Origin of the sequence: Acinetobacter modestus, from assembly GCF_014636095.1 — a bacterium.
Taxonomy (GTDB): Bacteria; Pseudomonadota; Gammaproteobacteria; order Pseudomonadales; family Moraxellaceae; genus Acinetobacter; species Acinetobacter modestus.
In genome coordinates this window covers 262,094-276,479 of sequence record NZ_BMDV01000002.1, presented here as the reverse complement: position 1 = coordinate 276,479, position 14,386 = coordinate 262,094, and the positions used below count along the sequence as shown (strand labels likewise).

General features: G+C 38.7%; 18 protein-coding genes and 1 pseudogene. 14 read left to right on the top strand and 5 right to left on the bottom strand.

Going from position 1 to position 14,386, the window contains the following annotated elements:
- Positions 1 to 813 (bottom strand): aminodeoxychorismate lyase, encoded by an 813-nt coding sequence (gene pabC, locus IEV17_RS05385; protein WP_004661232.1) that lies wholly within the window; start codon positions 811 to 813, stop codon positions 1 to 3.
- Positions 814 to 1,200: 387 nt separating this feature from the next.
- Between pabC and IEV17_RS05380 the strand changes: the two genes are divergently transcribed.
- The 6 genes from IEV17_RS05380 (at position 1,201) to IEV17_RS05355 (ending at position 6,758) form a co-directional block, all read left to right on the top strand.
- Entirely contained in the window at positions 1,201 to 2,208 is a 1,008-nt protein-coding gene (locus tag IEV17_RS05380) for a sulfate ABC transporter substrate-binding protein (protein WP_004661230.1), read from the top strand.
- Positions 2,209 to 2,291: 83 nt separating this feature from the next.
- Positions 2,292 to 2,894: an RBBP9/YdeN family alpha/beta hydrolase gene (locus IEV17_RS05375; protein ID WP_004661229.1), complete on the top strand. Its 603-nt coding sequence runs from the start codon at positions 2,292 to 2,294 to the stop codon at positions 2,892 to 2,894.
- A 78-nt stretch (positions 2,895 to 2,972) separates the two neighbouring features.
- Complete coding sequence (gene cysT / locus IEV17_RS05370; protein WP_004661227.1) at positions 2,973 to 3,806, top strand: sulfate ABC transporter permease subunit CysT; 834 nt, start codon at positions 2,973 to 2,975, stop codon at positions 3,804 to 3,806.
- Positions 3,803 to 4,687 carry a sulfate ABC transporter permease subunit CysW gene (gene cysW, locus IEV17_RS05365; protein WP_004661225.1) on the top strand — a complete coding sequence of 295 codons (885 nt, stop codon included), beginning with the start codon at positions 3,803 to 3,805 and terminating at the stop codon, positions 4,685 to 4,687. Before cysT ends, cysW begins: the two co-directional genes overlap by 4 nt.
- 11 nt (positions 4,688 to 4,698) lie before the next feature.
- Entirely contained in the window at positions 4,699 to 5,769 is a 1,071-nt protein-coding gene (locus IEV17_RS05360) for a sulfate/molybdate ABC transporter ATP-binding protein (protein ID WP_004661222.1), read from the top strand.
- 65 nt (positions 5,770 to 5,834) lie between these two features.
- Complete coding sequence (locus tag IEV17_RS05355; RefSeq protein ID WP_004661220.1) at positions 5,835 to 6,758, top strand: CysB family HTH-type transcriptional regulator; 924 nt, start codon at positions 5,835 to 5,837, stop codon at positions 6,756 to 6,758.
- Between the two features lie 107 nt (positions 6,759 to 6,865).
- On the opposite strand, the gene carO is transcribed toward IEV17_RS05355, so the two are convergent.
- Positions 6,866 to 7,621: an ornithine uptake porin CarO type 5 gene (gene carO / locus IEV17_RS05350; protein ID WP_004661219.1), complete on the bottom strand. Its 756-nt coding sequence runs from the start codon at positions 7,619 to 7,621 to the stop codon at positions 6,866 to 6,868.
- A 289-nt stretch (positions 7,622 to 7,910) separates the two neighbouring features.
- Between carO and dapD the strand changes: the two genes are divergently transcribed.
- From dapD to IEV17_RS05310, 8 genes and pseudogenes are all read left to right on the top strand, one after another.
- Positions 7,911 to 8,732, top strand: coding sequence for a 2,3,4,5-tetrahydropyridine-2,6-dicarboxylate N-succinyltransferase (gene dapD / locus IEV17_RS05345; protein WP_004661218.1), 822 nt, complete (start codon positions 7,911 to 7,913; stop codon positions 8,730 to 8,732).
- Positions 8,733 to 8,848: 116 nt separating this feature from the next.
- Positions 8,849 to 9,559, top strand: coding sequence for a 7-carboxy-7-deazaguanine synthase QueE (gene queE / locus IEV17_RS05340; RefSeq protein WP_004661217.1), 711 nt, complete (start codon positions 8,849 to 8,851; stop codon positions 9,557 to 9,559).
- A 77-nt stretch (positions 9,560 to 9,636) separates the two neighbouring features.
- Positions 9,637 to 10,305 carry a 7-cyano-7-deazaguanine synthase QueC gene (gene queC / locus IEV17_RS05335; protein WP_201775130.1) on the top strand — a complete coding sequence of 223 codons (669 nt, stop codon included), beginning with the start codon at positions 9,637 to 9,639 and terminating at the stop codon, positions 10,303 to 10,305.
- Positions 10,306 to 10,335: 30 nt separating this feature from the next.
- Complete coding sequence (locus tag IEV17_RS05330) at positions 10,336 to 10,752, top strand: hypothetical protein (RefSeq protein WP_004661215.1); 417 nt, start codon at positions 10,336 to 10,338, stop codon at positions 10,750 to 10,752.
- Positions 10,753 to 10,843: 91 nt separating this feature from the next.
- Positions 10,844 to 11,532 (top strand): annotated as a pseudogene (locus IEV17_RS05325) (Dph6-related ATP pyrophosphatase).
- Between the two features lie 19 nt (positions 11,533 to 11,551).
- Positions 11,552 to 12,016 carry a peroxiredoxin gene (locus IEV17_RS05320; RefSeq protein ID WP_004661213.1) on the top strand — a complete coding sequence of 155 codons (465 nt, stop codon included), beginning with the start codon at positions 11,552 to 11,554 and terminating at the stop codon, positions 12,014 to 12,016.
- Positions 12,017 to 12,129: 113 nt separating this feature from the next.
- On the top strand, positions 12,130 to 12,705 hold the full coding sequence (locus IEV17_RS05315) for a CAP domain-containing protein (RefSeq protein WP_004661211.1): 576 nt from the start codon (positions 12,130 to 12,132) through the stop codon (positions 12,703 to 12,705).
- Positions 12,706 to 12,717: 12 nt separating this feature from the next.
- On the top strand, positions 12,718 to 13,080 hold the full coding sequence (locus tag IEV17_RS05310) for a glyoxalase superfamily protein (protein ID WP_004661209.1): 363 nt from the start codon (positions 12,718 to 12,720) through the stop codon (positions 13,078 to 13,080).
- Here the strand turns inward: IEV17_RS05310 and IEV17_RS05305 are convergent, their stop codons facing one another.
- Genes IEV17_RS05305 through gstA form a run of 3 tightly spaced genes read right to left on the bottom strand, consistent with a single transcriptional unit; the run spans position 13,081 to position 14,317 of the window.
- A complete protein-coding gene (locus IEV17_RS05305; protein WP_004661207.1) occupies positions 13,081 to 13,461 on the bottom strand; it encodes a nuclear transport factor 2 family protein in 381 nt (126 codons plus the stop codon).
- Between the two features lie 11 nt (positions 13,462 to 13,472).
- Positions 13,473 to 13,676 carry a tautomerase family protein gene (locus IEV17_RS05300; protein WP_004661205.1) on the bottom strand — a complete coding sequence of 68 codons (204 nt, stop codon included), beginning with the start codon at positions 13,674 to 13,676 and terminating at the stop codon, positions 13,473 to 13,475.
- Between the two features lie 38 nt (positions 13,677 to 13,714).
- On the bottom strand, positions 13,715 to 14,317 hold the full coding sequence (gstA, locus tag IEV17_RS05295) for a glutathione transferase GstA (protein ID WP_004661203.1): 603 nt from the start codon (positions 14,315 to 14,317) through the stop codon (positions 13,715 to 13,717).
- Between the last annotated feature and the right edge of the window lie 69 nt (positions 14,318 to 14,386).

The window sequence follows — 14,386 nt, the reverse complement described above, 5'->3', positions numbered from 1 at the left end:
TTAATCAATCTGGCTAAGTTTCAATGTTTCAAATAAATCAAGGTAGGGTTGCTGCTCAAAAGCCCGACCATTAAATCGAATAACCGCTTTCATCGGATGTAAAGCGTTGCAGAAAAATAGACTCTGAATACGCCCAATATCAATAATTTCTACACAGCCTTGTTCACATTCAACATTATATTGCTGCATTCGAGCCAAAATTTTGGCACGCATGACGCCGTGGACACCATTATAACGAAGTTCGGGCGTAATCCATCGGTCATTTATACGAATAAAACAATTACTGCTCACCCCTTCAACAATATAACCCTGTACATCACTCACCAATGCTTCAAGCCAACCTTGCTGATCGGCTTCCTGCTTCAATACAACTTGTTCTAGGCGATTCAATGTTTTCAAACCGACTAAATGTGGCATGTTTAAACCTAAAGCATGGTTTAACATCCCACTTTCAATCCATTCAGGTTGAAAACCGTGTATCGATCTCGGGTAATACCAGACATAAATATCGGCAGCATGTAAAGGTAGACTATATCCCCGATCCCCTTCGCCTCGACTGATCACAATTTTTAACGTGCCGTTTAGAGTAAAGTGCTGTTGTTGTAGCTGAGCCAGTGCAGTGTCGATCAAAGATAAATCAGCATCAAGGCTTAAACGTTGGCAGGCTAATGTTAGACGTGCAAAGTGAAGTTGTTTGAGTTCAAAACGATCTTGAAAAATTCGTGCAGTGGTAAAGCAACCATCTCCATAGTGAAAAGCCCGATCTAACAATGGGATCGAATCAATCAATTGTCCATTTTTATAACATTGCATGATCGAAAGTTCAGTCTAAAGTCCACCTTCATGATACCCCGAAACTCAAGTTTCAGAAAAGCCAGATCACAGAGGTTCAACGAGATTCATCATCATTTCAATGGATTTAACTAGAAAGCACTCTTTTCAAGTAGATGAAAATTAGTCGAATAGTATTATTAAAATAAACATTCAAAACAAAATGCTTTTAACACGATGATTTTATAACGATAAGCCAATCTATTATCAAAAAATCAGCATAACTTATCTCTTTTTTATATTTCTTTTTTACTCATATCAAATTCGATTTTAATTATTTTTTTTGCAAAAAAACTGACGTTATGCTGCATCCATATTCCAAACAATGATTGACGGTTTGTTGATACAGACCACTTTAAGGGGTTTTTCATGCGTTTATCTCAAGTTAAAGTCGGTGTTATTGCCGCATTACTCTCAGTGTCTTCATTTGCAGCACAAGAATTTTTAAATGTGTCTTATGATCCAACTCGCGAGCTGTATACAGATTTCAATAAACAGTTCGGTGCTTTCTGGAAACAACGTACAGGTCAGGAGATTGAGTTTAAACAATCTCATGGTGGTTCAGGTAAACAAGCACGTGCTGTGATTGATGGCTTAAATGCCGATGTCGTAACACTGGCACTTGCTGCGGACATTGATGAAATTGCAGAAAATGCAAAATTACTTCCAGCAGATTGGCAGAAGAAACTTCCACAAAATGCAACTCCATATACTTCAACCATTGTTTTCCTTGTGCGTAAAGGCAACCCAAAACAAATCAAAGACTGGGGTGATTTAGTTAAACCAGGTGTAGAAATTATTACGCCAAACCCGAAAACATCAGGTGGCGCACGTTGGAACTATTTAGGTGCTTGGGCGTGGGCAAAACACCAAAAAGGTGGTAACGATGCCAAAGCGCAAGAATTTGTTCGTCAAATTTATAAACAAACCAAAGTACTTGATTCAGGTGCGCGTGGCGCAACCACAACCTTTGCTGAACGTGGTATCGGTGATGTGTTACTAGCTTGGGAAAATGAAGCCTTTTTAGCCGTACGTGAACAACCGGGTAAATTTGAGATCGTTACACCTTCACTTTCAATTCTGGCTGAACCTCCAGTTGCAGTTGTAGAAAAGAATGCGGAGAAAAAAGGTAATTTACAAATCGCTCGCGGTTATTTGAACTATCTATATTCTCCTGCTGGTCAAGAAATTGCAGCACGTAATTTCTACCGTCCTCGTAACGCAGCCGTTTTAAAGAAATACAGCACGACATTTAAACCACTCAAACTTGTCACGATTGATAAGGAATTTGGTGGTTGGACTAAAGTACAAAAAACTCACTTTGACAATGGCGGCATCTTTGACCAAATCGTCAAGATCAATAGCACAGGTAAATAATCTCCCCTAAATCCCCCTTTTTCTAAGGGGGACTTCCTCCCTTTCGTAAAGGGAGATTTGGAGGGATTCTAAGGAGAATAGACATGATTCATACCGTAATTGTTCCTGGTGTTGGTGGTAGCGAAACACAACATTGGCAGTCTTGGTTACAACAACAACTCGTGTCTAGCTCTCGCGTTCAACAAAAACATTGGGATCGACCAGTATTAAGTGAATGGGTTGATCAATTTGTCAAAACTGTTACAGCAGTTAAAGCACCAATACAAATTGTTGCCCATAGCTTTGGCTGTTTAACCAGTGTTGCTGCACTTGCAGAACATCCAGAACTCAGAGCAAAGGTGAAACAGTTAATTTTAGTTGCACCTGCAAACCCTGCACGTTTTGGTGAAGCTGGCTTTGCTCGTCACAGCTTGACTGACTATAAACAATATTTCCATCAGCTTAATATTGATGTGCCAACCACCTTGTTGATTAGTGAAAATGATCCTTGGCTAGGTTATGTCGATGCGCTACAGCTCGCACAAGCGTGGAAACTCACACCTATTAATTTAGGGCAAGTAGGTCATATCAATGTGGCATCTGGGTTTGGCCCTTTTCCTGACATCCTCAATTACATGTTGCCTGAAAAAAAACTGCAACCTGTGACTCGAATGAGTCAGGCAAATTTTAATTTGAAATTTGCCTAGATTCCGCTCTCAGTATTTTTTGGTTTTAGCATTATTTATTTGCTTGCTTTAGCAAACATTTCTCTTTGAGGAAATATCATGTCGCAGCGTTCCCGAGTGCTGCCTGGGTTTGGTCTCTCTTTAGGCTTTACCCTCGCTTATGTATCTTTTATTGTGCTTATTCCGTTATCTGCTGTATTTATCAAATCGTTAGGGATTGGATGGGACGGCTTATGGGAAATTTTAACTTCAGAACGAATTTTAAAGTCACTACAACTGAGCTTTAGTGCTGCATTAATTGCCGCTTTAGTTAATGTAATTTTTGGCATACTGCTGGCTTGGTGCTTGGTTCGTTATAATTTTCCAGGGAAAAGAATTGTCGATGCTTTAGTCGACCTCCCTTTTGCATTACCCACCGCCGTTGCAGGTATTGCACTGACCTCTTTATATGCACCTACAGGTTGGATTGGACAATATCTTGAACCATTAGGAATTCAAGTTGCCTATACACCAATTGGGATTACCCTTGCCTTAATCTTTATTGGTTTACCATTCGTGGTTCGTACCGTACAACCTGTTTTGAGCGATATTGAAACTGAACTAGAAGAAGCTGCTTCTGCGCTCGGTGCAAATCGTTGGCAAACCATTACTAAAATCATTTTACCCATCCTATTTCCTGCACTATTAACAGGCTTTGCTTTGGCATTTGCTCGTGGTGTCGGTGAATATGGTTCAGTTATTTTTATTGCAGGGAACCAACCCTATAAGACTGAAATCGCCCCCCTCATGATCATCTCTCGTTTAGAAGAATATGATTATGCAGGTGCAACCACCATTGCTGTTGTGATGCTTGTTCTCTCATTTGCCATCTTATTTTTAATTAATTTAGTACAAGCATGGGCAAGCCGCCGTACAGGGAGAACTGCACAATGAGTTTAAATACCAATAGCAATGCTTTAGCTGTCAAGTTGCAGTCTCGTGATTCAACCCGTGAACCCACTTGGGTACGTTATACACTGATTAGTGTTGCACTGATTTTTTTCTTAAGCTGTTTGATTCTGCCACTGATTTTGGTTTTTGTTGAAGCATTTAAACAAGGTCTTTCAGTCTACATCAATGCTCTAACAGACTCAGATACCTTATCGGCAGTCAAACTAACCTTACTGACAGCGGCGATTGCTGTACCAATTAATGTGGTGTTTGGCGTTGCGGCAGCATGGGCTGTGGCTAAATTCCAATTCCGTGGCAAAGCCATCTTAACCACCATTATTGACATGCCTTTCTCAGTTTCTCCAGTCATTGCAGGTTTAATGTTGGTTCTGATTTTTGGTTCACAAGGTTGGGTTGGCGGTTGGTTAATGGATCACGACATTAAAATTCTCTATGCCGTACCTGCAATTGTTTTAGCCACTATTTTTATTACTGTTCCATTCGTTGCTCGTGAGCTAATTCCGTTAATGGAAGCACAGGGAACGGAAGAAGAAGAAGCAGCGATCGTCCTTGGTGCTTCAGGTTGGCAAACCTTTTGGAAAGTGACATTGCCAAATATTAAATGGGGTTTGATTTACGGTGTGATTCTGTGTAATGCCCGTGCAATGGGTGAGTTTGGTGCAGTGTCTGTGGTTTCAGGACACATCCGCGGAGAAACCAACACCCTGCCGTTACACGTTGAAATTCTTTATAACGAATATACCTTTAGTGCTGCATTTGCTGTGTCTTCGTTACTGGCATTTTTAGCGATTATCACTTTGATTTTAAAAACTTGGTTAGAAATACGCCAAGACCAAGCAAATGAACGTCAACCTAATCACTAAGGAATGAACACATGAGTATTCAAGTTAAAAATATTGAAAAAAACTTCGGTGCATTCCATGCACTCAAAAATATCTCTTTAGACTTTCCTGAAGGTGAATTGGTTGCTTTACTTGGCCCTTCAGGCTGTGGCAAAACTACACTATTGCGCATCATTGCAGGTTTAGAGTCAGCAGATAATGGTCAGGTTTTGCTTGAAGGTGAAGACGCGACCAATATCCATGTTCGTGAACGTCAAGTCGGTTTTGTATTCCAACACTACGCACTGTTCCGCCACATGACTGTATTTGAAAATATCGCTTTTGGTTTACGTGTTCGCCCACGTGCAACACGTCCATCCGAAGCCGAAATTAAAAAACGTGTCACGCGCTTATTAGACTTGGTTCAACTGGGTTTCTTAGCCGATCGTTACCCTGCTCAGCTTTCAGGTGGGCAACGTCAACGTATTGCCTTAGCACGCGCCTTAGCAGTTGAGCCGCGTGTTTTATTACTGGATGAACCTTTTGGCGCATTAGATGCCAAAGTTCGTAAAGAATTACGCCGTTGGTTACGTACACTTCATGATGAATTACACATTACCTCGATCTTTGTTACCCATGACCAAGAAGAAGCCTTAGAAGTTGCGGATCAAATCATCGTCATGAACAAAGGTGATGTTGAACAAATCGGTTCACCTCGTGAAGTTTATGAAAAACCAGCAACACCGTTTGTTTTTGATTTCTTAGGTCAAGCAAATCGTTTTGAAGGCGAACATACTAGCGGTATCATCCGCATTGGTGATGATCGAATCCAACTACCAACCTCATTAGAAGCACCGCAAGGAAAAGTGATTGCATTTGCACGACCAAATGAATTACATATTCATACCCGTCCCCAACCGAATACGATTGAAGCAACGTTTATACGTGAGGTCTGGATTGCAGGCAAAGTGATTGCGGAATTACAAGATCGCAGTGGACGTACCATTGAGATTTTACTTAGTGTAGAGGAAGCAAATTTACATCAATTTAGACCGAATCAAACAGTCTGGATTAGTGCTGCTCAACTTCATTTATTTGCAGACCAAACGACTCAAGTTGCTTAGAATAATATCTTGAGGGCGGTTAAATAAATTTGATCGTTCCTCATCTTTTATGTGGAAAAATTATTATGAACTTTCAACAACTCAGAATTATTCGAGAAACTGTTCGCCAAAACTTTAATTTAACTGAAGCTTCTGCGGCACTTTATACCTCCCAATCTGGTGTCAGTAAGCACATTAAAGATTTAGAAGATGAGTTAGGTGTACAACTCTTTGTGCGTAAAGGTAAACGCTTGCTCGGTTTGACTGAACCAGGTCAATCGTTATTAAGCATCGTGGAACGGATGTTAGTCGATGCTGATAATATTAAACGTCTTGCTGATGACTTTAATAAAGTTGATGAAGGCACTTTAACAATTGCAACAACACATACCCAAGCACGGTATGTTCTTCCACCGATTGTGAATCAATTTAAAAAATTATTTCCAAAAGTACATTTGGTTTTACAACAAGCGAGTCCTGTTGAAATCGCAGAAATGCTACTACAAGGTGAAGCAGATATTGGTATCGCAACTGAATCTTTGACGACGGAAGAGAACTTAGCAAGCGTACCTTATTATGAATGGCATCATAGTATCATTACACCTAAAGACCACCCTTTGACTAAGTTAGATAAAATTAGTTTAGATGTATTAGCCGAATATCCATTAATCACATATCACGGTGGCTTTACTGGGCGTTCTAAAATCGATAAAGCATTTGAAGATGCTCATCTACATGCTGACATCGTGATGTCCGCCTTAGATGCCGATGTGATTAAAACTTATGTAGAACTCAATATGGGAGTTGGTATTGTCAATGATGTCGCTTATGACACAGACAAAGATTATCGCTTAGAACAATTAAAAACTGATGTTTTTGGAGTGAATACAACATGGATTGCTGTGCGTAAAGGGCATCTTTTACGTGGCTATGGTTATGAATTTATTTCTTTATGTTCTCCAAAAACAAACATAAAAGAACTTAAAAAAGTGGCTTATCCAGAAGAATAAATCAAACAAAATGAATGGCTTTACTACTATTAGCGATTTATTTTGACCTTAAATCTGAGCATAAAAAAACGAGCTTAAAGCTCGTTTTTTTATGTAGAGTTGATGGCTTAGAACTTAAAGCTCACACCCACTTTAGCCACTGGCATCCACTCATACTTACTTTTCTTTTCAATATTACGTTGCTCTTTTTCAACAGCACTTTCTAATGTATTACCATTGCTACCAATGATTTGATCATCACCAGATGTTTTTAAACTAACTGTTGGATTGCCAGTGTAATAAGCACCTACCTCACCAAATAAACCAATATTTTTATATACTGGTGCATTTAAACCAAAGCCTAAATATGGTGAGATATTATTATCGTAGTTCATCGTACCATCAATTTTGGCACTTTGAGTTGAAGTTGTAGTGAATCGTTCACCATTCACTTTTACTAAACTATTGCTACCAACATTTTTAGTCAAACCATATTCATTATCCAAGTAAGCAACACCAGCAGCTACATAAAGTGAACGTGCGAATGCATTTTGACTAGCACCCCATGGATAAATCTCTGCATTAAGATATGTGTTGTTGTTATCCATATCCATATCATATTTGGTACCGTCAATTTTCAAATTGTCAGACCATGAAATATCACCACCATTGTAACCAAGGCTTAAACCTACATATGGATTAACACGATAAGAAATTGCACCACCGTAACCTGTAGTACCGACCTCAGCACGAACTGAAACTGGATTTAAATAAGAAGGAAATGCATAAACTGATTCCTTCACAACTTGCTCATCAGCTGCAAATGTAGAACCTGCAATTGCTGTTAAAACACTCGCTGCTAACACAACACGCAAAGCTTTCATTGATGTCTCCTCAAAAAATACTCTTTTACATATAATTGTTTGTGTAATCACATCTTAATAGAGTGAACGCTATTTTTTTATACAGAAACTGATTACTTTTTGTTATTTTTTGATACAAATTCAGAGTAATTGTGTATTCATAAATTATGGATAAAAAACAATACACTCCGAGTTTATTACAATCTTATTGCTTATATTTAAAACAATTTATTGTAACGACTTTTTTCAAAGATTCTTGTGTCAAATTAGTGTAAAATCTCGGAAATTTATTTTTGGAAGAATGAAGATCATGTCTCAGCTTTCTACAATCATCGAGCAAGCCTTTGAAGACCGTGCAAACTATAGTGCAGCAGATTGCCCTACTGAAATTCGTCAAGCTGTTGAAGAAGCATTAACGGGTTTAGACAATGGTACACTTCGTGTCGCTGAAAAAATCGATGGTGAGTGGGTTGTTCACCAATGGCTAAAAAAAGCTGTTTTACTTTCATTTAAACTGAATGACAACCAACCAATCGAAGCATGTGATCTACAGTTTTATGACAAGGTTGCAACAAAATATTCAGGTTGGACCGAAGAACAATTTAAAGCTGCTGGTGTCCGTGTTGTACCACCTGCTGTTGCTCGTCGTGGTAGCTTCCAAGCGAAAAATGTCGTATTGATGCCATCGTATGTCAATATTGGTGCTTATGTAGATGAAGGTACCATGGTTGATACATGGGCAACTGTGGGTTCGTGTGCTCAAATCGGTAAAAACGTTCATTTATCTGGTGGTGTTGGTATCGGTGGTGTACTCGAACCATTACAAGCAAATCCAACGATTATTGAAGACAACTGCTTCATCGGTGCTCGTTCAGAAATCGTTGAAGGCGTGATTGTTGAAGAAGGTTCAGTAATTTCAATGGGTGTATTCATTGGTCAATCAACTAAAATCTTTGATCGTGAAACAGGTGAGATTCACTATGGTCGCGTACCAGCAGGTTCAGTTGTTGTTGCAGGCAGCCTTCCATCGAAATGTGGTACGTACAGCCTTTATGCTGCAATTATTGTGAAAAAAGTAGATGCGAAAACACGTGCAAAAACTAGCTTGAACGATTTATTACGTGCAGACTAATTTATAACGTTTCTCGGAGTTTCATCGCTCCTCGTCTCTACGATCAGCTATGGTCGTAGAGATTTTGTTTTTTATGTACTTGCTGCTTATGTAGCAACTGTTTGTGGTAACTATTTATGGCTTCCTTACGCTCTTCTGCAATTCCTGTGTCTGATCCTGCGGCTGGTTTACGTATTACCGAGATCTTCTATTCTTTGCAAGGCGAAGCGAATACTTTTGGTTTACCGACCGTTTTTATTCGTTTAACGGGTTGTCCTTTACGTTGTAGTTATTGTGATACGACTTATTCGTTTGAAGGTGGTGAACGTTTATCCCTTGAACAAATTATCGAAACAGCAAGCCAACATAAAACACCTTATATCTGTGTGACAGGTGGTGAACCGCTTGCACAACCAAACTGTCTGATTTTATTACAACGTCTTTGTGATCTTGGATTTGAAGTTTCCCTTGAAACCAGTGGTGCTTTAGATGTATCGAAAGTTGACCCTCGTGTTTCCAAAGTGCTGGATTTAAAAACACCAACGTCAAAAGAAGACCATCGTAATTTATATAGTAATCTTGACCATCTCACCCCACATGACCAGATTAAATTTGTGATTTGTAATCGTGCTGACTATGAGTGGTCAAAACAGCAACTTGAACAATTTCAGTTGCAAGATAAAGTAAGTACGGTATGGTTCTCACCAGCCTTTGCTATCGAAAAAGGTGCTGTCGGATTGCCTGCTTTGGCTCGCGATTTAGCACAGTGGATTTTAGATGACCATCTCCCTGTTCGCTTTCAATTACAGTTGCATAAACTGTTATGGAATGATGAATCTGGTCGTTAAAATACTAAACATATCCGTTCTGCAAAATAGATCGGCTTTTATCAAATTTATTTTTAGGTTGAATCATGGAAAATAATATGCGTTCTCGTGCCATCGTATTATTGTCTGGCGGCTTAGACTCAACAACGTGTCTTGCTTGGGCACAAGCAAATTATGATTGTATTGCATTAAGCTTTATGTATGGGCAACGCTCAACGACCGAACTTGATGCAGCCAAAGCACTTGCACAACGTGCAGGTGTAGAACATCGTGTGATTAATATTGATTTAGGCAATTTAGGCGGCTCTGCGCTTACAGATCATAACATTGATGTACCTGAACAATTACAAGAAGGTATTCCTGTAACTTATGTTCCAGCACGTAACACCATTTTCCTTTCATATGCCCTTGCAGCAGCAGAAGTTTTTGACGCTCAAGCCATTGTGATTGGTGTCAATGCTGTTGATTATTCAGGATATCCAGATTGTCGCCCAGAATTTATTGACGCTTTTGCCAATCTTGCGCGTTTGGCAACAAAGGCAGGCGTGGAAGGAAAACCCCTTAAAATTGAAACACCTTTGTTACATTTATCCAAAGCGAATATTATACGCTTAGGTATCGAACATGGCGTAGACTATAGCCAAACAGTATCCTGCTATCAGGCAGATGCTCAAGGACGTGCGTGTGGCAAATGCGACAGTTGCCGTTTACGCCAACAAGGTTTTATTGAAGCAGGTATTGCGGACCCTACACGCTATACCGAATAGATGATATAGGGCAATCATTAGGTACAATATATGAAGTTTTTAAAATCAAATCTTATTCTTTCTACAATGATGTCAGCGACTGCTTTATTTGCAATGGCAACTCACGCAGCTGATAATCCATTACAAGCAGCATATAAAAGTACTAATGTAAAATCTGCATTGATTAACGTCTGTAAGGAACAAACCACTAAAGGTGGCAAGTTATCAGCTGCGGAAGTGAGTAAATTTTGTGGTTGCCAAATTGATGCTCAAGGGAAAGTAACTGAAGCTCAAAAATGGGAAATTCAAAGCGCGATCAATGCGAAGAAAAGCCCAAGTTCTTTAGCATTTGTACAGCAACAAAATAAAGAATTACAAGCTTGCTTAGGTGCACCACTCGTGTCTAAGCTTGAAAAGTTAACTGAAGAAGCAATGAAAGCAGCTCAACAACAAGCACCAAAGTCTTAACTTTGAGCTAGGCCCAAAAGCCTGCATTGATGCAGGCTTTTTTATGAGTTCTGCTAAAATTTCTTTTATTTTGAATCGATTGAATTATATTATGCAAGACCAATGGAAAACTAATGCCAATCAAAAGCACTCGATTGTCTCTTTTAGCGGTGGCAAAGACAGCTCTCCCTCGCTTTATACCATGCTATGCAATCTGGCAGCGTAATTGGACTAATTGTAATGCTAGAAGAACAAGGTCAACGCTCTCGTTCACACGCGATGCCACGCGATATTATTCAAGCACAAGCAGATGCGATTGGTTTACCTGTATTTACGACTTCTTCAAGTTGGGCTGATTACGAAAGTAAATTTATTGAGCTTTTGCAACAAGCCAAACTGCAAGGTGCTGAAGTGCTAGTCACAGGTGATTTAGATATGCCACAACATGGTTGTTGGCATGATCGTGTAACTCAACATGTTGGGCTTAAATTGGGTATGCCCCTTTGGTTACGTCCTCACCGTGAAGTAGTTGAGGAGTTTATTCGCTTAGGATTTCGCAGTATCGTCGTGACAGTTAATCTTAAACTAGGCATGAAAACAGAAGATCTGGGTAAAATTCTCACTCTCGACTATATTCAAGAATTAGAAAATCGCGGGATAGACCCATGTGGAGAAGGTGGTGAATTTCATACTACTGTTATAGATGGGCCAATTTTTAACAAAGCAATTCCTGTAAGACAAAGAGATATTGTTTATCATGAAGAATATGCTTTTTTACCACTTGAACTAGATCATGCTTAGCTTTATGGAAGGAATAAAAATGTCCGAGAATATTGAATTACCGAATCATACTTTTCCAACTACACAAGGTGAAGTCAATCTTGCTGAGTTAGGCAGCGAATGGCTTGTCATTTATTTCTATCCTAAAGATTCAACCCCTGGTTGTACGACTCAAGCTGTTGGATTTTCTTGCTTAAAAGATCAGTTTGATGCCTTAAATTGTCAAATTATTGGAGTATCAAGAGATTCAGTTAAAGCTCATCAAAACTTTACTGAAAAACAAGCGCTCACAATTGATTTAATTAGTGATAAAGAAGAAGTGTTATGCAAACATTTTGATGTCATCAAAGAAAAAAATATGTATGGCAAACAAGTCATGGGCATTGAGCGTTCAACTTTTATTTTTCACAACAAAAAATTAGTAAAAAGCTATCGTAAAGTTAAAGCTGCTGGTCATGCTGAACAAGTATTGGAAGATCTAAAAGCATTGCAAGGCACTTCATAATGTTGAGTAACAAAAAAGCGAGTTGTGTACTCGCTTTTTTGTTATGGGTAAATTGCCCGCTGCTAATACCTTAGCGTATGATAAAAAGATTAAAATAATTAAAGATGTTTACAATGAATTATCGCAGCCCAGTTTATTTGTTTCCTTTATTTTTTATACTCTCTGCATGTAATGCTAATGCGCCACAAACCGCAACGACTGAAGAAAACTCAGTCTCTGTATCACAGATTCAAATTGCAACAACAGAAATTCGTTGCCAAGATATACAAAATCCTGCTTATCAACAGATGATCATGAATGCGATTAATGAGATTCGACAACATTCGCGCCAATGTGGTCAACAACATTACCCCGCTGCTGCGCCATTAAAATGGAATCAACACCTATATCACAGTGCTTTTGCTCACGCTGAAGATATGGCAAATCATGCCTTTCTCGGGCATATCAGCACAACAGGATTAGATTTAAAAGCACGTTTAAAACAATATGGCTTTAAAGGTCGTGGTGGTGGTGAGAATGTCGCACGAGGACAAAAAAGCTTAAATGAAGTCATGGCAGTATGGCTTTCCAGCCCTGTGCATTGTAGTAATTTAATGCACCCAAAATTTACAGATTACGCAGTGGCTTGTACATTAGATCATACCGCCAAACAAAAGAGTTACTGGACTCAACAGTTTGGTGTTCGTTAATAAGGAATAAACATGCAAAATGGTTCAATCATCCCTATTTTTCGTATCTTTGATATTGAACTCGCACAATCATTTTATCTTGACTACTTAGGCTTTCAAATCGACTGGCAACACACATTTGGGGATAACTTCCCTGTTTATCTACAAATTTCCAAAGATGATTGTATTCTTCATTTATCTGAACATTTTGGTGATGCGAGTCCGCATAGCGCAATTCGTATTTACTGGGAAAATCTGAGTTTGTTAAAAAATGAACTTGAGGTTAAGGATTATAAGTTCGCTAAACCTCAAGTTGAAAAAACAGATTGGGAAACTTTAGAACTAAGTGTAACTGATCCCTTTTCCAATCGAATTATCTTTTGGGAAGATGCTTAATTAGTCCGCTAAAAGTTGATAATGAAAGACTTTAGAAATAATTTTCCACTCACCCTGCTTTTGTACCAATGTCAGTGCATCATAAAAATATTTAGGTTCAATCACACATTCAACATGTACCATCGCCAAGTCTTTATGAATCAAATTGGTCGCAATAACCTTATCTTGTCTTAATTGGTTTTGAGATGCGGGTGAAATACGCTTTTCCACAATAGAGAAATAAGTATCCATATCTAACTTAAGCATAGGCTCATCCGTTGCGTTGATATAAGTTGCATCGGAATGAAATACGTCCTGCAATTTATCCACATCACAAAAGTACAGACCATCAAAGTACTTTTCGAGTTGCTGTTGAATCTCAGTTATCGAATTATTTTGCATTTTTATATCCCTTATCTTTGTCTATTACGTATGGTCGAAACAGATTCACCTGCAACGCCCCAATTATCAGTTTCAATTTCATCAATGACCACAAATGTTGTAGCTGGGTCTTTATGAAGTACCCGAACCACTAAATCTGTAGCCTCTTGAATCAACTGTTGTTTCTGTGCAGTAGTGACATTTTCTTTAGTAATTTGAATTAAAATATAAGGCATGCAGATCTCCTTTTATAATTTTATAGATGGCAAGAATACTAAGATGCTTCGGCTGCTATTGCGTCTTGAACCGTTTGACGACGAGCAATTCGCTGCATAAAAGCTGTTAAATGAATAAAATGTCCAAGATCAAGACCAATAAAGTCAGCCCAACGTGTCACCACAAATAGATAAATATCAGCAATGGTAAAATTACTTCCCGTTAAATAGTTTTGCCCATCTAACTGTTGATCAACCCACGCATAGTGTTTATTTAAAATCGTACTAAAGACAGTTTTAGATTCTTCACCATAAGACTCATGGAAAAATGGTGAATATGCTTTATGAATCTCAGAAGCAATAAAATTCATCCAAGAAAGTGTTTGATAACGCTCTACTGTGTTTATTTCAGCTAACAAATCCTTATGTTCGAATTGATCAACAAGAAACTGACTAATCACAGCACCTTCCGTTAAAAAAGAACCATCTTCAAGTTGTAATACAGGTACTTGTCCCTTCTTATTAAGCCGATAAAAGTCCTCACCCAGTTCAGTTAAATGCTGCTGCAAATCGACTTTGATTAAATCAAATGGAAGTCCAAGCTCTCTTAAAACGATATGTGGAGCTAAAGAACAGGCATTTGGTGAATAGAACAATTTCATAAAAATAACTCCATACAAGGTATGAGAATCATCTTATTGTTTACTTATATGTGCTTAAATAGCTTACAA